General features: G+C 68.5%; 18 protein-coding genes. 15 read left to right on the forward strand and 3 right to left on the reverse strand.

Translation table 11 applies throughout. The features are described from left to right. The first annotated feature begins 11 nt into the window (after positions 1-11). The 9 genes from ASD37_RS16385 (at position 12) to lhgO (ending at position 9,644) form a co-directional block, all read left to right on the forward strand. Positions 12-992, forward strand: coding sequence for an ABC transporter permease (locus ASD37_RS16385; RefSeq protein WP_056552853.1), 981 nt, complete (start codon positions 12-14; stop codon positions 990-992). Beyond that, positions 992-2,023, forward strand: coding sequence for an ABC transporter ATP-binding protein (locus tag ASD37_RS16390; RefSeq protein ID WP_056552856.1), 1,032 nt, complete (start codon positions 992-994; stop codon positions 2,021-2,023). Before ASD37_RS16385 ends, ASD37_RS16390 begins: the two co-directional genes overlap by 1 nt. Beyond that, positions 2,016-3,011 (forward strand): ABC transporter ATP-binding protein, encoded by a 996-nt coding sequence (locus ASD37_RS16395; RefSeq protein WP_056552860.1) that lies wholly within the window; start codon positions 2,016-2,018, stop codon positions 3,009-3,011. Before ASD37_RS16390 ends, ASD37_RS16395 begins: the two co-directional genes overlap by 8 nt. Continuing rightward, the gene (locus tag ASD37_RS16400; RefSeq protein ID WP_056552864.1) at positions 3,008-3,730 is read left to right on the forward strand and encodes a sulfite exporter TauE/SafE family protein; all 723 of its coding nucleotides are present in this window, start codon (positions 3,008-3,010) and stop codon (positions 3,728-3,730) included. Before ASD37_RS16395 ends, ASD37_RS16400 begins: the two co-directional genes overlap by 4 nt. Next, positions 3,727-4,533, forward strand: coding sequence for an IclR family transcriptional regulator (locus tag ASD37_RS16405; RefSeq protein WP_056552868.1), 807 nt, complete (start codon positions 3,727-3,729; stop codon positions 4,531-4,533). Before ASD37_RS16400 ends, ASD37_RS16405 begins: the two co-directional genes overlap by 4 nt. An 82-nt stretch (positions 4,534-4,615) precedes the next feature. Further along, complete coding sequence (locus ASD37_RS16410; protein ID WP_056552871.1) at positions 4,616-5,968, forward strand: enolase C-terminal domain-like protein; 1,353 nt, start codon at positions 4,616-4,618, stop codon at positions 5,966-5,968. A 3-nt stretch (positions 5,969-5,971) separates the two neighbouring features. After that, positions 5,972-6,949: a 2-hydroxyacid dehydrogenase gene (locus ASD37_RS16415; RefSeq protein ID WP_056552874.1), complete on the forward strand. Its 978-nt coding sequence runs from the start codon at positions 5,972-5,974 to the stop codon at positions 6,947-6,949. Between the two features lie 172 nt (positions 6,950-7,121). Next, on the forward strand, positions 7,122-8,408 hold the full coding sequence (locus tag ASD37_RS16420) for an acyltransferase (RefSeq protein ID WP_056552876.1): 1,287 nt from the start codon (positions 7,122-7,124) through the stop codon (positions 8,406-8,408). A 24-nt stretch (positions 8,409-8,432) separates the two neighbouring features. Beyond that, entirely contained in the window at positions 8,433-9,644 is a 1,212-nt protein-coding gene (gene lhgO, locus ASD37_RS16425) for an L-2-hydroxyglutarate oxidase (RefSeq protein ID WP_056552879.1), read from the forward strand. Here lhgO and ASD37_RS16430 read toward each other — a convergent pair. Further along, positions 9,626-10,771 carry a serine hydrolase gene (locus ASD37_RS16430; protein WP_056552882.1) on the reverse strand — a complete coding sequence of 382 codons (1,146 nt, stop codon included), beginning with the start codon at positions 10,769-10,771 and terminating at the stop codon, positions 9,626-9,628. The two genes, lhgO and ASD37_RS16430, sit on opposite strands and share 19 nt — an antisense overlap. Between ASD37_RS16430 and ASD37_RS31515 the strand changes: the two genes are divergently transcribed. After that, positions 10,761-10,898: a hypothetical protein gene (locus tag ASD37_RS31515; protein WP_156720900.1), complete on the forward strand. Its 138-nt coding sequence runs from the start codon at positions 10,761-10,763 to the stop codon at positions 10,896-10,898. The genes ASD37_RS16430 and ASD37_RS31515 overlap by 11 nt on opposite strands. Here ASD37_RS31515 and ASD37_RS16435 read toward each other — a convergent pair. Together ASD37_RS16435 and ASD37_RS16440 are read right to left on the reverse strand one after the other, a co-directional pair. Further along, on the reverse strand, positions 10,883-11,404 hold the full coding sequence (locus ASD37_RS16435; RefSeq protein ID WP_056552885.1) for a 2-oxo-4-hydroxy-4-carboxy-5-ureidoimidazoline decarboxylase: 522 nt from the start codon (positions 11,402-11,404) through the stop codon (positions 10,883-10,885). The two genes, ASD37_RS31515 and ASD37_RS16435, sit on opposite strands and share 16 nt — an antisense overlap. Before the next feature lie 130 nt (positions 11,405-11,534). Next, positions 11,535-12,017 (reverse strand): inorganic diphosphatase, encoded by a 483-nt coding sequence (locus ASD37_RS16440; RefSeq protein ID WP_056552888.1) that lies wholly within the window; start codon positions 12,015-12,017, stop codon positions 11,535-11,537. Positions 12,018-12,152: 135 nt separating this feature from the next. On the opposite strand from ASD37_RS16440, the gene dacB reads away from it, so the two are divergent. From dacB to ASD37_RS16465, 5 genes are read left to right on the forward strand one after another with little or no spacing between them, the layout of a single operon-like run. Continuing rightward, positions 12,153-13,556, forward strand: a complete 1,404-nt coding sequence (dacB, locus tag ASD37_RS16445) for a D-alanyl-D-alanine carboxypeptidase/D-alanyl-D-alanine-endopeptidase (protein WP_056552891.1) — start codon at positions 12,153-12,155, stop codon at positions 13,554-13,556. Further along, on the forward strand, positions 13,553-14,608 hold the full coding sequence (locus ASD37_RS16450) for a zinc-dependent metalloprotease (protein WP_056553507.1): 1,056 nt from the start codon (positions 13,553-13,555) through the stop codon (positions 14,606-14,608). The genes dacB and ASD37_RS16450 overlap by 4 nt, the downstream gene beginning before the upstream one ends. 19 nt (positions 14,609-14,627) lie before the next feature. Continuing rightward, positions 14,628-15,602 carry a tRNA lysidine(34) synthetase TilS gene (tilS, locus tag ASD37_RS16455; RefSeq protein ID WP_056552894.1) on the forward strand — a complete coding sequence of 325 codons (975 nt, stop codon included), beginning with the start codon at positions 14,628-14,630 and terminating at the stop codon, positions 15,600-15,602. Positions 15,603-15,659: 57 nt separating this feature from the next. After that, entirely contained in the window at positions 15,660-16,247 is a 588-nt protein-coding gene (gene hpt / locus ASD37_RS16460; protein ID WP_156720901.1) for a hypoxanthine phosphoribosyltransferase, read from the forward strand. A gap of 23 nt (positions 16,248-16,270) precedes the next feature. Beyond that, entirely contained in the window at positions 16,271-18,508 is a 2,238-nt protein-coding gene (locus ASD37_RS16465) for a molybdopterin-dependent oxidoreductase (RefSeq protein WP_056552900.1), read from the forward strand. Positions 18,509-18,512: the final 4 nt, after the last annotated feature.

Genomic DNA, 18,512 nt, shown 5'->3' on the forward strand with positions numbered 1-18,512 from the left:
GAGGCAGGCACATGAGTAATCAACTCGATCTCGTCCCCGTCAAGCCGACGACGGCGATCGTCGGCGAGGCCAGCCCGCGAAAGTCCGGCCGCGCCGTCTGGTTTCGGCTTCTGGCCAACGACCGGGTCGCCGCCTGCGCCGCGGCCGTCTTGGCGCTGGTCCTGCTCACCGCACTGTTCGGCCCGATGCTCATCGGCAACGTCGCCACCAGCATCGACCTGGACAACTCCAATCAGGCGCCGTTCACGCTGGCGCACGGCTGGGCCAACGTTCTCGGCACCGACCCGCTTGGCCGCAGCATGCTGGCGCGGCTGATCGTCGCGAGCAGGACCACCTTGTCGGTTGCCATTCCCGCGGTGGTGATCTCGGCGGTGATCGGCTCCCTGATCGGCATGTGGGCCGGTTTCTACCGGGGTTGGCGGGAGACGGTCGCCATGCGCGTCGCCGACGTCATCATGAGCTTCCCGTCCCTGCTACTCGCGGTCGTCGTGCTCTACGTGTTCTCCCCGAGCGCCGCCAACATCGTTGCCGTGCTTGCCCTTACCCGCATCCCGGTGTACCTGCGCACGGCACGCGCCGAGTCCGCAGAGCTGCAGAGCCGGCTGTTCGTCGACGCGGCTCGAACCTTCGGCGCCAGCGCACCGTCGATCATCACGCGGCACGTGCTGCCGATCGTCCTTCCCACGCTGTTGACCGTCGCGACGCTGGACTTTTGCTACGTGATGCTGGCGGAGAGCTCACTGAGCTTCCTCGGCATCGGAATCCAGCCCCCCGACGTGAGCTGGGGTCTGATGGTCGCCCAGGGTCGCACCTACCTCAACTCGGCGTGGTGGCTGTCGTTCTTCCCCGGCCTTGCCATCGTGATCACCACGGTGTCGGCCACGATCCTCGCGGCGTGGGCTCGAATCGCCACGGATCCAGGCCAGCGGTGGCGGCTCACCGTTCCGCAGAAACGACTGTCCCGCTTCACCAAGACCGGGAAGGCACTTTGATGACCGCTGTCGCAGAACACTCCGCCGCCGACGTCGTCGACGCCGATCCTGCCCTGCAGGTCGAGGGGCTGACCGTCGACATCCGAACCATCTCCGGCACGGTTCGGGCCGTCAACGAGGTGACCTTCGAGGCCCGCCGCGGCGAGACGTTGGCGCTGCTCGGCGAGTCCGGGTGCGGCAAGTCGATGACGGCGACGGCGCTGGTCGGCCTTCTCGAACCGGTCGCCGAGGTCACCGCGGGATCGGCCATGCTCACCGGGCGCGACGGCGTCGCCGACCTCTTGGCGGTCGACCGCAAGACTCGGCGCCGGCTGGCTGGCACCGAATTGGCCATCGTCTTCCAAGACGCGCTGACCGCGCTCAACCCGCTGTACACGGTGGGAACCCAACTCGCCGAACCGTTTCAGATCCACCACGGAATGAAGTCGAAGGAAGCCAAGGCCAAGGCCGTCGAACTGATGGCGCGCGTGGGCATTCCGCAGCCCGAGACGCGGTTGAACTCCTACCCGCACCAGTTCTCCGGAGGCATGCGGCAGCGCCTGTTGATCGCGATGGCGGTGGCGCTGAACCCCCGGGTGCTGATCGCCGACGAGCCGACCACGGCACTCGACGTGACGGTGCAGGCACAGATCATGGAACTGCTGCGCGGCTTGCGAAGCGAGTACGACATGGCGGTCGTGCTGATCACCCACGACCTGGCGCTGGTGGCGGAGGAAGCCGACCGCGTCGCCGTCATGTACGCGGGCAACATCGTCGAAACCGGTGTGGTGTCAGAGGTTTTCGCCAACCCCCGACACCCGTACACCAAGGGCCTGCTCGACTCGGTGCCCGTCAACGCCGTGCGCGGCGAGGAGCTCAAGTCGATCGGTGGCGCCCCGCCGGACCTGCACTCCATCCCACAGGGCTGCGCCTACCAGGCCCGCTGTCCCTTGGCGCAGGACGTCTGCCGGACCACGAGGCCCACCCTGAACCCCGTTGGCTCGCGACACCAGTCCGCCTGCCACTTCCCCCAGGAGGTCGTCAATGTCTGATCAACTGCTTCGGGTTCGAGACCTCCGCAAGACGTTCCGGGTGCCGGGAAGCAAGACGGGGCTGACGGCCCTCGACGGCATCACCTTGGACGTCGGCCGCGGCGAGACTCTCGGCCTGGTCGGCGAATCCGGTTGTGGCAAGTCGACGTTGGCTCGGACGCTGATGATGCTCGAGCGTCCGGACTCGGGCAGCGTCACGTTCGACGGCATCGATCCGTTCTCGCTGCGAGGCAAGGACCTGCTGAAGTTCCGGCGCCGCGTGCAGATGGTGTTCCAAGATCCCTACGCGTCGCTGAATTCGCGGATGAGCGCGGGCGACCTGATCTCCGAGCCGTGGCGGACTCACAAGACGTTGTACGCCAGCCGATCCGAGCGTGAGACCAGGGTGCGGGAACTGCTCGACCTCGTCGGCCTCGGCGCCAAGGCCGACGACAAGTATCCGCAAGAATTCTCCGGCGGCCAGCGTCAGCGCATCGGCATCGCCCGCGCGCTGGCCCTCAACCCCGACGTCGTCATCTGCGACGAGCCGGTCTCGGCGCTCGACCTCTCGGTTCAGGCGCAGGTGCTCAACCTCCTCAACGATCTGCAGAAGGAGCTCGGCATCGCCTACGTGTTCATCTCCCACGACCTCTCGGTGGTCCGCCACGTGGCCGACCGCGTGGCAGTGATGTACCTCGGGCGCATCATCGAGTCCGGACCAACCGAAGCGGTGTTCCAGTCGCCGAGCCACCCGTACACCGCCGCCCTGATGTCGGCGGCACCCAAGCTCGACGCCGCACACCGCGGCGAGCGAATCCTGTTGAAGGGCGAGGTGCCGTCGCCGCTCAACCCGCCGTCGGGATGTCGATTCCGGACCCGGTGCTGGAAGGCGACCGACATCTGTGCCGCCGAACGGCCGCCGCTGGCCGTCGACCCGCACTCGGCCACCCACGGCGCGGAGTGCCACCACCCCTTGGTGGGTGAGCCCGCGCTGTCGGCCAGCGCGTGAGTGGTGCCGGCTTCGCCGTCGTGGCCGTCGCGATCCTGTTCGCGTCGTGTCTGCAGGCGTCGATCGGATTCGGCATGGGGATGCTGGCCGCGCCGATCGTCGCCATCGTCGACCCAAGCCTGATTCCGGGCACGCTGATCATGCTCGCCGCCGCGCTCACGCTGGTCGTGACCGTGCGGGAGCGCGCCGCGATCGACTTCTCCGGAACCGGGTGGGCTCTGATCGGCAGAGTGCCAGGCACCATCCTCGGCGGTCTGCTTCTTCTCGCGATTCCCGAACGCGCACTGGCGATCCTGATCGGCTGCGTGGTGTTGTTCGGAGTCGCGCTGACCAGCTTCGGGTGGGTGCCGCTGCCTCGGCGGCGCAATCTCATCCTGGCCGGTGCGACGTCGGGGGTGCTCGGGACGGCGACGGCGATCGGAGGTCCACCGATGGCGCTGGTGTGGCAGGGCAATTCGGGTCCAAGCCTGCGCGGCACCATGAGTGGGTTCTTCCTCGTCGGGTCGACGATGTCGATCGGCGTGCTCGCCGCGACCGGAGCCGTCCATGCCGACACGTTCGTGACGTTCGCGGCGCTGATCCCCGCGGTCGTCGGCGGCTACCTGCTGTCCCGTTACGTGAACGGCTGGCTGAACCCCGCGCGGCAGAGGTGGACGGCGATCGTGATGTCGCTCGCCGGCGCCACCGCGTTGATCGCCCATGAGGTGGGAGTCTTGTGACGCAGCGAGATTCGGAGGTCAGCGTGCGCAAGGTCAAGTCGGCCGTCCGCACGGTGGAGCTGCTGGAGTACCTCGCCACTAGGCGGGATCAACCCGCCCGCATCCGGGACGTCAGCGAGGCGCTCGACATGCCCCGCAGCAGCGCGCACGCCCTGTTGCGGACGCTGATGTCACAGGGGTGGGTGCGGTCCGACGAGTCCGGCTCGTTGTACGGCGTCGGCATCCGTGCGTTGCTCGTCGGCACCAGCTATCTGGACGGTGATCCCTACCTGCCGATGATCACGCCATTCCTCGACGACTTGCGTCAGCAGCTCGACGAGACGTTTCATCTCGGCCGGCTGGACGGCCTCGACGTCGTCTATCTCGCCACCAGGCAGTCCGGGCAGTATCGCCGGACGGCGAGCCGGGTGGGGCGACGGCTGCCGGCCCATGCCACCGCGTTGGGAAAGGCGTTGCTGGCGGACCGATTTGGCGCCGAGCGCGATCGACACGTGCCCGAGCGGCTGGAGGCGATCACCTCCCACACCACCACCGATCGCGTGCTCCTCGAGGAGCAGTTGGAGACGACCAGAATCCGTGGTTACGCCACCGACGACCAGGAGAACACCACCGGAGTGCGGTGTTTCGCGGTGGCGCTGGGCTACACGCGGCCCGCGCAGGACGCGATCAGCGCGTCGGTGCCACTGGACCGGTTGACGCCGGAGTGGGAGCGCGCGATCGTCGAGGCGTTGCGCACGGTCGGCGACAAGGTGACGCGGGTGCTGCGGCCCGTCGCGAACGGAGACAAGTGGTTCGCCCAGTAGCCGATGCCGCATTCACTCCGAGCATGAATTCATGCCATAAGAGTGTTGGACGGGCATCAAATGGCATTTGTAGGCTGACGGCATGAGGCCGTCGTCACACCGGACCCCCGTCGTCACTTCCATGCGGGTTGTTCCCATCGCCGGCCGCGACGACATGCTCCTGAACCTGAGCGGGGCGCACGGGCCGTTCTTCACCCGAAACCTGTTGATTTTGACCGACTCCGACGGGAACGTCGGGGTGGGCGAGGTGCCCGGTGGTGAACCCATCCGCCGTACGCTCGACGACGCCAGGCAGATCGTGGAAGGCCGCAGCATCGGCGACCATCACGCGGTCCTCGCCGACATTCGCCGGACGTTCGCCGACCGCGATGCCGCCGGACGCGGCAAGCAGACCTTCGATCTACGCGTCACCGTGCATGCGGTGACGGCGGTCGAGTCGGCGCTCCTCGACCTCCTCGGCCAGCACCTCGAGGTGCCCGTCGCCGCGCTCCTCGGGGAGGGTCAGCAGCGTCAGCGCGTGCAGGCGCTCGGCTACCTCTTCTTCGTCGGCGATCGCACCAAGACGGACCTGGCCTACCGATCCGCCGCCGACGAACCCGCCGACGCCGACGAGTGGCAGCGCATCCGCCACGACGAGGCGATGACACCCGACGCGATCGTCCGACTGGCCGAGGCCGCGCGGGACCGGTACGGGTTCCGCGACTTCAAGCTCAAGGGCGGCGTTCTGCCGGCGCCGGACGAAGCCAAGGCGGTCATCGCGTTGGCCGACCGATTCCCGGACGCGCGAATCACGTTGGATCCCAACGGTGGATGGCTGCTCGCGGACGCCGTGCGGACGTGTCGGGAACTCGACGGCGTGCTGGCCTACGCCGAGGACCCGGTCGGACCCGAGGGCGCGTTCTCCGGCCGTGAGGTGATGGCCGAGTTCAAGCGTGCGACGGGCTTGCGCACCGCCACCAACATGATCGCGACCGACTGGCGCGAGCTCGGTCACGCGATTCGGGCCGGCGCCGTCGACATCCCACTGGCCGACCCGCACTTTTGGACGATGGCCGGCTCGGTCCGCGTCGCGCAGCTCTGTGATGCCTGGGGTCTCACGTGGGGATCGCACTCCAACAACCACTTCGACGTGTCACTGGCGATGTTCACCCACGTCGCCGCCGCCGCGCCAGGTGACGTGACGGCCATCGACACCCACTGGATCTGGCAAGACGGCCAGCGAATCACCAAGCGCCCGTACGAGATCGTCGACGGATACCTCGACGTTCCGGATGCGCCTGGGCTCGGCGTCGAGCTCGACGAGGATGCCGTCGCCGCCGCCCACCAGCTGTATCTCACCGAGGGGCTCGGCGCACGGGACGACGCGGTGGCCATGCAGTACCTGATTCCCGGCTGGGCGTTCGACCCCAAACGGCCCGCGCTGCATCGGAGCTGACGGATGAAGATCCTGGTCGCCGACGCCAACCTTGCCCCGCATCGGGATCGGTTCGACGCCGCATTGCCCGCGGGTGTCGAGGTGGTGTGGCGCGCCGGACAGGACCCGCAGACGTTGGGTGAGGAACTGCGCGACGTCGAGGTCTACGTCGGCAGCAGGTTCACCGCGGCGATGGTGGGCGAGGCGGAGAAGTTGCGCCTCATTCACGTCGCGGGCGCAGGCACCGACAAGGTCGACTTCGCGGCCCTGCCGCCGGACGTGCTGGTGGCCAACGCGTTTCACCACGAAGGTTCGATCGCGGAGTACGTCCTCTCAGCGGCGATCATGTTGCGTCGCAACTTCTTGGCCCAGGACCGCGCGCTTCGCCGCGGTGTGTGGGCGACGCCGGTGTACGACGATGCCATCGGTCAACTGCCCACGCTGCGGGGTGCGCGCGTCGGATTCGTCGGATTCGGCCACATCGGCCAGCGTGCGTGGGAGCTGTTTAGCGCACTCGGATCCCAGGGCGCGGCCGTGACGGGATCCGGTCGCGTCGGCGATTCCGCGCACGGCTTGTCCTGGGTCGGTGACACCTCGAGACTCGACGCCCTACTCTCCGAATCCGACGTCGTGGTGCTCTCCGCGCCCCTGACTCCGGCCACCGAGGGCATGCTCGGGAGTCGCGAGTTGCGGCTGATCGGTCCCGACGGCGTGCTCGTCAACGTCGGCCGCGGCCCCCTGGTCGACGAGAGGGCCCTGTACGAGTCGCTGCGGGAGGGTCATCTGCGCGCAGCCGCGATCGACGTCTGGTATCGCTACCCGTCGCGAGGCGGCGAGTCGGCGCCAAGCGAAATGCCCTTTCACGAGTTGACCAACGTGCTGATGACGCCGCACTCCTCGGGCGTCACCGCGGACACGTTCCAGGGTCGCGTGGCCGACGTCGCCGCCAACGTCGGGAGGCTGGTGCGCGGCGAGCCGTTGGCCAACGTCGTGAACCGTTAGTCCAGCAAACTCTTCGCCTGGGCGTGCGAGGGCCAGTACGGGGCAGCAATTCGTTTGCCGTGCGTAATCCGACGTCGAATGCAGTAGCGGAGTTCGCAAGCTATCCTTTCCGGGTCGAACAACTGGCGAGTCTCGGCAGCCAAGGGCCGAGCGGTAAGGGTGTGAAGATCAGATGTCGCAGGACATGACCAGCGCGACCCCGACTTCAGGCACCCCAGAGCCAGCTCCGGCGCGACCCCTGCGAGCGCGCATCATCGGGCTCGACGGCGTCCGCGGGGTGCTGTGCCTGATGGTCGCCGTCACACACGTCACCGGGCATTACTCGCCGAAGACCGCGGGCACCTGGCACACCAACGTGTTCGGTTTTTCGCTGGTCTACTTCTTCGTGTTGAGCGGATTCCTGATCTCGCTGCCGTTCATTCGCAACCTCGTCAAGGATCGCGCCGCGGCCACCCTGCCGAACGTCACCGACTACACGGTGCACCGACTCGCCAGGATCCTGCCCGCGTACTTGCTGATCTTTCTGTTCGTCAACTTCGTGCTGCAGGCCTCGTACGTCGAGAATCCCGCTCTGCAGCCGATCGGCACCGACGACGGCACCGGGATGATCACCGATCCCGGAATGTTGATCGCGAACCTGACCCTGACGCAGTCCTACTTCCCGGCCTACATTCAGACCGGAATCAACCCGTCGTGGTCGCTGACGCTGGAATACGCGTTCTACGTCTCACTGCCGCTGCTGTTCCTGGTGGCGTTCAGGCTGCGCAAGCGGCTTTCCGTCAATCCCCTGATACTGGCCGCCGCGGTGCCCGTGGTCCTCCTCGTCGTCGGCCTGGTCGGGCGGGCGTTCATGCCGTTGGTCTTCGAGCACGCAGGCACCACCGACTTCTTGCTGCTGAACTGGGGTCCGAATTGGGCCGCGGTGTACACCAAGAGCTACCTCACCAATGCCGACAACTTCGCCCTCGGCATGTTCGCGGCGGTTCTGTTCATCGCTATGGAGCAAGGCGAGCTGCCAGAGCGGTTGAGTCGCCGGATCCGGGCCCTGAGCGCCGTCGCCATCCTGCCGGCGGTCGTGGTCTGCGGAGCGCTGCTGGTGTTCGCCAACCAGTTCGTGACGACCGGCGTGGCCGTCGTGGCCGCGCTGATGATCCTCGTCATCGTGGCGCCGCTGGCCCGTCACAAGAAGTCCCGGCTGGCAACGGCGTTGGACTTTCGGCCGATCCGCTTCGTCGGCGAGATCTCGCTCTCGGCCTATCTGTGGCACTTCCCGATATTGCTGGTGCTGGGCCGAATCGGGTGGATGGCCGGTGACACACTGCCGGGAATGCTGCTCAACATCGTGCTCGTACTGTTCGTGATGATCGCCCTCGGCTCCCTCACCTACTACCTGATCGAGAAGCCCGGGATGAACTACGCCAAGCGCATTCGGGCGAAGAAGAAGCCCGTCCTGGCCTGACGAGACGTCGAGTACGGTTCGGCAATGGCTCGTTTCACGTACTGCGTCATCGGCGGGGGCATCGTCGGTCTTTCGACGGCGCACCACCTCCTCGAGGCCGAGCCCGACGCCACCGTCGTCGTGCTCGAGGCGGCGCCGTCGGTCGCGGCACATCAGACCGGGCACAACAGCGGAGTCATCCACTCGGGCATCTACTACGAGCCCGGCAGCCTGAAGGCGCGATTCTGCAAGGCCGGTGAGCGGGCGACCAAGGAGTTCTGCGCCGACCACGGAATCCCGTTCGACGAATGCGGCAAGCTGATCGTCGCGACCACCGCCGAAGAACTCGCGCGCATGTCGGCGCTGGAGGACAGGGCCGAGGTCAACGGCATCGCCTGCCGACGGGTCGGCGGCGACGAGCTGACCGAAATGGAGCCCAACGTCGTAGGTCTCGGCGCCCTCCATCTCCCGAAGACCGGCATCGTCGACTACACGCTGGTGTCCGAGGCCCTAGCCGACCTGGTCCGCGGTGCCGGTGGCACGGTGCTCACCGGGCAGCGAGTGGTCGCCATCGCCGAAGATGCTCGCGGAGTGTCGGTTTCGACCCGGGCGACTACCGTGACGTGTGACCGGCTGGTGGTGTGCGGGGGTCTGCAAGCGGACCGGCTCGCCGAGATGGCCGGGGTGCCGGTGGACGTGCAGATCATTCCCTTCCGCGGGGAGTACTTTCGATTGCCGTCGGCGCGAGCGGGTTTCGTGCAGCGACTGATCTACCCCGTTCCCGATCCGGACCTGCCGTTCCTTGGCGTGCATCTCAGCCCGACGATCGGCGGCGCCATCACCGTCGGGCCGAGCGCGGTCCTCGGGCTGGCCAGGGAGGGCTATCCCAAGTTCTCGGTCAACCCGCGGGACGTGGCCAGGATGGCGGCGTTCCCCGGCCTGTGGCGAGTGGCGAGGGCCAACCTGCGACTCGGCGTCACCGAGGTGGGCAACTCGTTGTTCAAGCGTCGCTATCTACGTGAATGTCGGAAGTACGCACCGGGATTGGCGGCGGGCGACCTCCTGCCGCACGAGGCAGGCATCCGCGCCCAGGCCGTGCGACGCAACGGCGCGCTGGTCCACGACTTCGTCGTCGAGCGGACCGACCGGATGATCCACGTGCTGAATTCACCGTCGCCTGCTGCGACAGCCGCGCTACCGATCGGGCGGCATCTCGCGGGGATGGCCTCCGGTACGAGTCAAGAAACCGCGTCGTAGATCAACCTCGTGTAGCGGGCGGTGCGCTCAGAACCCTCGACGCCGGGACCCATCTTGTTCATGACGTATGCCGTCGTCATCCGGCGATCGGGATTCATCGTCTCCCACGAGCCACCCCAGCCGCCCCAGAAGCAGACCTTCTCGTCGGGGATGTACGGAATGGTCTCCAGCTGTGGCAGGCCGAACCCCAGGCCCCACCGGATCGGATGCCGGGCGAGAACCAGATCGGGCCCGTCGCAGTGCACGTCGAAGATCCGCTCGACGGTCTCGGGGCGCAACAGCTCGACACCGTTCACGGTGCCGCCCAACGAGATCGCCGAGAGGATGCGGGTGAGTGCTCGGGCGTTGGTGTGGCCGTTCGCCGCGCCGATGTCGGCAGCCCGCCAGGCGGACGTGTTGGCCACCGTAGGGTCGGGCGCCGGCCCGGTGAAGGTCTTCACCATCGGCTCGGGCCACTCGTCGAACGGCGGAAGGCCCTCCATCGGATTGGGGGCAGGCACGATCTCGGCGATGCGGTCCAAATCGCTCACCGCAGCGCCGATTTGGAAGTCTGCGCCCAGTGGTCCGGCGATCTCCTCGGCGACGAACTGCTTGAGGGTCGTGCCCGTGACGCGACGCAGCACCTCGCCGATCAAGTGCCCGTGCGTCAGCGCGTGATAGCCGGACGCGGTGCCCGGCTCCCACCACGGCGCCTGCGCCGCGAGCATGGCGGTCGACTTGTCCCAGTCGTAGAGATCCTCGGTCGTGACCGGCTGGTCCCACCCGGACACCCCTGACGAATGGGTGAGGAAGTGACGAAACTCGACGTGCGCCTTGCCATTCGAGCCGAACTCCGGCCACACCTCGGCGACCCTCGTGGTGGGTTCGATCAGGCCACGGTCGACCAGCATCAGGCCGGCAAGTGCGGTCACCGTCTTGGTCGAGGACCACACGTTGACGATGGTGTCGCCAGTCCACGGCCGAGTTCTCGCCGCATCGGCGTGACCACCCCACACGTCGACGACGGTTTCACCGTCGACGTCTATCGCGATGGCGGCGCCGAGTTCCTCCCCGTCGGCGATCGCTTGGTCGAGCGCGTCGGCGACCCGGTGAAAACGCGGATCACAGTGGCCGTGAATGGTGCTCATCGCACCATCATGCGGCGGTCAGGCGCTGCGCGATCGTGAAATGCGCGACGCGAAACGCGAGCCAGGCGTCGGGGGATTCACGATCGGGCGGCTGGTGGGCGCCGAAGCTGCCTACCAGTTCTGGTAGCCGCCTTCCGGCCCGAGCATGCGCTCCAGCCGCGACCGGTTGATCTTCGCCAGCTCGTTGCGGACGACCTTGCGCTCGGTTTCGACGTCGTTGTGCAGTCGGTCCGTCAACGTGGTCAACACCGCGAGGGCGTCGAGTCCACCGACGTACATCACGAAACCGAATGCGAACTGCGTGGCGTACCCGTGCGCCGACTCCGCCAGCTCGGTCATCACCGCGGCGTCGTCGTGCCACAACGCGCACTGTTCGGCCTGGCTCTTCTCGCTGCGCGGCCGACGACCCAGCTCGGGGCACGCGTCGAGAATCTGGTCGACAGCCGACTCCGGAAGGGCGAACAGCAGGGCGTCGGCCCGGCGGAACAGCGCGTCGTGGTCGGGGTAGCTGCGGCCGTACGCCAGGTGCCTGGCCATCGTCATGCTGTTGCAACACTCGTACAGCGCGTGCACGGCCTTGCGCTCCGGCAACGCGTTGAATGCGTCGAGGCCTATTCCCTGGTGTAAGAGCACGTCCCCAGGATGAGAGCCCGAAGCCACGTACGCGTTACCGAGTGTTACGTCTGCGCTAATTCGTGCCGAGTGTGGACTTTGGCCACGCATTCCCGAGTATGGCGTGACAGAACTCCACGCTCGGCGGCAACTAGTGGGGCTTGAACCGCTCCACCGAACGCTGCAACTCCGCCTCGGCCTCTTCGCGGCCCGCCCAGTCGGCGGCCTTGACGAACTTGCCCGGCTCGAGGTCCTTGTAGTGCACGAAGAAGTGCTTGATCGCCTCGAGTTCGAACGGCGGCACGTCGGCCAAGTCCTGAATGTGGTCCCAGCGCGGGTCCCCGGCGGGCACGCACAGCAGCTTGTCGTCGCCGCCTGCCTCGTCGGTCATCTTGAACATCGCCACCGGCCGCGCCTCGACGACGCACCCGGGGAAGACGGACTCGGGCAGCAGCACCAGCGCGTCCAGCGGATCGCCGTCCTCGCCGAGGGTGTTCTCGAAGAACCCGTAGTCGGCGGGGTAGCCGAACGCCGTGTAGAGGTAACGGTCGAGCTTGACCCGGCCGGTCTCGTGGTCCACCTCGTACTTGTTGCGCGACCCCTTGGGGATCTCGATGACGACGTCGAACTGCACCGCCGGCTCCTTCTCGTCTGCAAAGCGTCAAGAGGTCGTCAGGTGACGACGCGGGTCAACCATAGACGAGCGATACCCTGCACTTGCGGGGTCTGCGCGGCAGCCCCACCGATCAGGAGAGCGATCATCGGACTCATGGCGCCCACGCGGTGGCGACGATCCACCCACGTATGGGTCGGCGTGCTGGTGCTGTTTCTGGTCGCCGCGGTCGTCGTCGCCGCCGCGTTCGTCACCTCAAGCGCCCGCTCACCCGCAGCGCCGAAGGTCGCCGTCGCACCGCAACCCGCGCTGGTGACCGCCGCGCCCGCCGTCACGCCCCTTGCCGACTCGGCACCCGTGCCGACGCCCGCGGGCCTTGCCGCCGTGCTGGGGCCCGTCGTCGCCAACCCCGACCTCGGCGCGTTCACCGGCCGCGTCACCGACGCGATGACCGGCCGGGAACTGTGGGCTCGCGGTGCGTCGGTGCCGATGCAACCGGCGTCCACCAACAAGGTGCTGACCACGGCTGCGGCCCTGCTGACCCTCGACAGGGACGCCCGCTTGACGACGACGGTCGTCGCCCCCGACCAGACCGCGTCGCCGGGGCTCGTCGTGCTCAAGGGCGGTGGCGACCCGACGCTGTCGGCCGCCCCGAAGAACGTCGACACCTGGTATCGCGGCGCGGCGCGCATCTCCGACCTCGCAGACCAGGTCCGCAGCTCCGGCGTCGTGCCGAAGGTCGTCCAGGTCGACGCCAGCGCCTACAGCGGGCCGACGCTGGCGCGGGGTTGGGACCCGCTCGACATCGACGGCGGCGACATCGCCCCGATGGAGGCGGTCATGCTCGACGGCGGCCGCACCCAGCCGGTCAGCGTCGACTCGGCCCGGTCGACCACCCCCGCGCTCGACGCGGGCCGGGCGCTCGCCGTCGCGCTCGGACTGAACCCGGCGGCCGTCACGGTGCGACCGACACCGGTGACGGGCAAGGACGTCGCGTCCGTGCAGTCGCCGCCGCTGATCGAACGGTTGCGCCAGATGATGAGCGAGTCCGACAACGTGATGGCCGAGTCGACGGGTCGGGAAGTCGCCGCCGCAATCGGGAAGCCGCAGAGCTTCGACGGTGGCGTCGCGGCGGTGCTCGGCCAGCTCGGGAAGGCGGGCGTCGACACCGACGGCGCGACGCTGATGGACTCGAGCGGGCTGTCGGTCGACGACCGGCTGACGGCCGAGACGCTTGACGAGGTGGTCAACGCGGCGGCAGGCAACGCGACACTCGACGACCACGACCTGCGCCCGCTGGTCGACCTGCTGCCCATCGCGGGCGGGAGCGGCACGCTCTCCAACCGCTTCCTCGACACCGACGCGGGCCGTGACGCGGTGGGTCTGCTCAGAGCCAAGACGGGATCCCTCACCGGCACGAATGCGCTGGCGGGCTTCGTCACCGACGACAGTGGCAGGGTGTTGACGTTCTCGATGATCTCCAACAATGCGGGCCCGACGGGCCGCACCGCCATCGACGCGGTGGCCGCCGCGCTGCGCACGTGCGGGTGCGGCCGATGAGCGCGGCGTCCCCGGTCACCGTCGGCCACACCGTCGACTGGGACTTCGCCGCCACCGTCGGGTCCAAACTCGTCAGGCCGGCACCGCCGGTCACGGAGTACACCAGGCGGCAGGCGGTCGACCAGCTCGCGACGTCCGCACGCGAGGCGGAAGGCCCGGTGCGCGACGTGACGGGTCTCAACGAGGGCGCCGCAGTCACCGAGGCGCGCATCATCGACAGGGCCGAATGGGTCCGTGCGGCAACCGAATCCATGCGCGTCATGACCGGCGGCGGCCAGGGCGAACCGTCCGGAAGCATCATCACGCGCAGGGTGACCGGCGCGCAGACCGGTGGCGTCCTCGCGTTCGTGTCGTCCGGAATCCTCGGGCAGTACGACCCCTTTGCGGCGAACGGCGGCGAGCTCCTGCTCGTCTACCCCAACGTGATCGCCGTCGAACGACAACTCCGGGTGTCGCCGACGGACTTCCGGCTGTGGGTCTGTCTGCACGAGGTCACCCACCGCGTTCAGTTCCGGGCCAATCCGTGGTTGGCCGACCACATGTCGGCGGCGCTGGCCGTCGTGACCGACGACAAGGGTCAGGAGCTGACCCAGGTGGTCGGCCGGCTCGGCGAGTTCGTCCGCAGCAAGCGCGCGAACGACGCTCAGGCGCAACCGCATTCGGAGGGCATCGTCGGCTTCCTTCGGGCCATCCAGTCGGAGCCGCAGCGCAAGGCGCTCGACCAGCTGCTGGTTCTCGGCACCCTGCTCGAGGGTCACGCCGACCACGTGATGGACGCCGTCGGGCCCAAGGTGGTGCCGTCGGTCGCGGTCATCCGGCGGCGCTTCAACGAACGGCGACAGCGCAAACAGCCACCGCTGCAACGCATTCTGCGCGCGGTGATGGGCGTCGATGCGAAGATGGCCCAGTACACCCGTGGCAAGGCGTTCGTCGACCACGTGGTCGGCGAGGTCGGCATGGCCGCGTTCAACACCGTCTGGACGAGCCCCGAGACACTGCCGTTGCCGGCGGAGGTCGACGACCCACGGCGATGGATCGCCAGAGTCCTGTAGTGATGGATCACCTGTAGCCATGGATCGCCCTGGTCCCATGGCGACGGTTCGCAGGGCGGTCGACGAGTTCGCCCGCCGCTTCTGTGCGACCGACGAGCAATGGTGCGTTGCGCTGTCCGGCGGTGCCGATTCGCTGGCCCTGACCGCTGCCGCCGCCCTGGTGCGCCCGACGGTCGCGCTGATCGTCGACCACGGTCTGCAGGCCGGCTCGGATTCGGTGGCCGCTACGGCCCGAGATCACGCCGTGGCATTGGGATGCGTTGCGGCCCAGGTGATTCGAGTCGACGTCGGCAGTCGGGGCGGGCCGGAGGCGGCGGCCCGCGTCGCCCGCTACGCGGCGCTCGAGGGGGCCCGTGGCGGCGCGCCCGTGCTGATCGCACACACGTTGGACGACCAGGCCGAGACCGTGCTGCTGGGACTGGGCAGGGGTTCGGGCGCACGGTCGATCGCGGGCATGCTGCCGCACGACCCGCCGTGGGGCAGGCCGCTTCTCGGGGTGCGCCGGGTCGTAACCCTGGGTGCGTGCGAGGAACTGGGGCTCACCCCGTGGCACGACCCCCACAACGTCGACCCGAGATTCACCAGGGTGCGCCTGCGCAACGAGGTGCTTCCGCTGCTGGAGAACGTCCTCGGCGGCGGGGTGGCCGAGGCGCTGGCGCGGACCGCCACCGGCCTCCGCGAGGACACCGAGGCCCTGGACGCCATTGCCGCCGACGCGCTCGCCGAGATCCGCTCCGGAAAGGGAGTCCACTCCCGACTCGAGGTCGCGCCGCTGTCGGGGTTGCCCGCCGCGCTGCGACGCCGCGTCATCCGGTCGTGGTTGCTCGGCGGTGGCGGCAGCGACCTGACCGACGGGCAGATCCGTGGGGTCGACCGCCTCGTCGTCGACTGGCGCGGACGCGGTGGCGTCGCGGTGGGTTCGGCACTGCGCAACCAGCGGCTGTTCGCCGAGCGGACGGGCGGCGCGTTGGTCCTTCGCGTCGAGTGCGTGTGACGCCACGGGTCGACGGACTAGTTGGTCGTGGATGCTCTGACGTGGCACGCTGTTGCCGTGCCCGAGCCAACTGCCGCGGACCCGTATCCCGGCGACATCGAATCGGTTTTGCTCTCCGAGCCCGAAGTGCAGAAGCGGGTGTCAGAGCTGGGCGCGATCGTCGGTGCGCACTACCGCGAATCGGTCGCCGAAAACGGGCAAGACCTTCTGCTGGTGACCGTGCTCAAGGGCGCGGTCATGTTCGTCACCGACCTGGCTCGCGCGATCCCGCTGCCCACGCAGCTCGAGTTCATGGCGGTCAGCTCGTACGGCTCGTCGACGTCGTCCTCGGGCGTGGTGCGCATCCTCAAGGACCTCGACCGCGACATCAACGACCGTGACGTGCTCATCGTCGAGGACATCGTCGACTCCGGGCTCACACTCAAGTGGCTGCTACGCAATCTCGCCACCCGACATCCGCGGTCGCTGAAGGTCTGCACGCTGCTGCGCAAACCCGATGCCGTCCGGGTCGACCTGGACATCGACTGGTGCGGCTTCGACATCCCCAACGAGTTCGTCGTCGGCTACGGCCTGGACTATGCGGAGCGATACCGCGACCTGCCGTACATCGGCCTTCTGGATCCGAAGGTCTACGAGACGCCCTAGCGTTCGCGGCGCACAATGCAGGAATGGTCGACACCCGCACCGCGCTGAGGATCTGCCCGTTCTGCGAAGCCACCTGCGGGCTCACCCTGGAGGTCGACGACACCGCGCTTCGGGTGGTCGCCGCCCGCGGTGACCGCGAGGACGTTTTCAGCGCGGGTTTCATCTGCCCCAAGGGGGCGAGTTTCGGCGAACTCGACGGCGATCCGGATCGGTTGACCCGTCCGCTGATTCGCCGGGACGGCGAACTGGTCGAGGTCGGCTGGGACGAGGCCTTCGCGGCGGCCGCGGCGGGACTGGGCGCCGTGCTCGCCGAGCATGGCGGGTCGTCGGTCGCGGTGTACGCAGGCAATCCGAACGCCCACACCATCGCCGGATCGCTGTACGTCCCGCTGATCATCCGAGGTCTCGGCACCCGGCAGGTGTACTCGGCCAGCACCCTCGACCAGATGCCCAAGCACGTCGCGCTCGGGCTGATGTTCGGCAACCCGATGGCGTTCACGGTGCCCGACCTCGACCGCGCCGAGCACCTCGTCGTCATCGGCGCCAACCCGCTGGTGTCCAACGGGAGCCTGGCGACCGCCGCCGACTTCGGCGGCAAGCTCAAGGCCCTGAAGAAGCGTGGCGGCCGGCTGACGGTGATCGACCCGGCGCGGACCCGCACCGCCGAGTTGGCCGACCGGCACGTCGCGCCCCGGCCCGGAACGGACGCGGCGCTGCTGTTCGCCATGGTGCACACCCTGTTCGACGAGGATCTCGTCGACCTCGGGCATCTCGCGGATCTCGTCGACGGCGTCGACGAATTGCAGGCGCTGGCACGGGAATTCGCACCCGAGCACGTCGCCGACCACTGCGGTGTCGCCGCCGAGGAGATTCGGGCGGTCGCCAGGGAGATCGCCGCCGCCCCCGTCGCCGCCGTGTACGGCCGGATGGGCACCTCGACCGTCGAGTTCGGCACCGTCGGAAGCTGGTTGGTCGACGTGCTCAACGTCTTGACGGGCAACCTGGACCGGCCCGGCGGGGTGATGTTCCCCCAGTCACCCGTTGGCGCGGCGCCCCGACCGCCGCGCCCCGGCCGCGGATTTCTGGTGGGACGGTGGCACAGCCGGGTCTCCGGGTTCCCCGAGGTGCTCTCCGAGCTGCCGGTGACGGCGCTGTCGGAGGAGCTGGAGACACCGGGGGAGGGCCAGGTCAAGGCCGTCATCACGGTCGCGGGCAACCCGGTGCTGTCCGCCCCCGACGGAGCCCGGTTGAGCCGCGCGCTCACCGGCGTGGACTTCATGCTCAGCGTCGACCCGTACCTCAACGAGACGACGCGCCACGCCGACGTGATCTTGCCCCCGCCGCCGCCGTCGCGCAGCGCCCACTACGACATCGCCCTCGCCAACGCGGCGGTGCGCAACAACGCCCGCTACTCGCCGCCGGTGCTGCCACTCGCCGACGGCCAACCCGGCGAGCCGGAGATCCTGTCCCGGCTGGCGCTGACGATCGCCGGCCTCGGGCCCGACGCCGACCCGGCGCTGGTCGACGAGCAGGTGATCGCGGCGACGCTCGGCAAGGAGGTCGCCGACCCCACCTCGCCGGTGGCGGGACGCTCGGTCGACGAGCTGACGGCGATGCTGCCGCCGGGACCGGGTTACGAGCGTCGGCTCGACATGATGTTGCGGCTCGGCCCCTACGGCGACGGCTTCGGAGCCAACCCCGACGGTCTGACCCTGCAGGCGCTCAAGGACGCCCCGCACGGCGTCGACCTCGGGCCGCTGCGTCCGCGCCTGGCCGAAGTGCTGCGCACCCCGACGGGCAAGGTCGACCTGGCGCCCGCCCTGCTCGTCGCCGACGCCGGACGGCTCCGTGCGTCGGTGTCGTCGGACCGCGTCGACGGCTACGTGCTGATCGGCCGGCGGCACCTGCGGTCGAACAACAGCTGGATGCACAACCTGCCCGCGTTGGCAGGCGGGACGAACCGCTGCACGCTGCAGATTCATCCCGACGACGCCGACGAGCTCGGCCTCGCCGACCAGGCAAGGGTGAAGGGCTCGGGTGGCGAACTGGTCGTCGCGGTGGAGCTCACCGACCGCATCCGGCGCGGGGTGGTGTCACTTCCGCACGGCTGGGGTCACGACCTCGGCGGCACCGTCCAATCAGTGGCGACCGGGCAACCAGGGGTGAACGTCAACCAGCTCAACGACGGGCTGACCGTCGATCCGCTGTCGGGCACCGCGGTGCTGAACGGCATCCCGGTGCAGATCGCGGCGGTGGTCTGAAGAA

The sequence above is a fragment of the Mycobacterium sp. Root135 genome, assembly GCF_001426545.1.
Lineage (GTDB): Bacteria > Actinomycetota > Actinomycetes > Mycobacteriales > Mycobacteriaceae > Mycobacterium.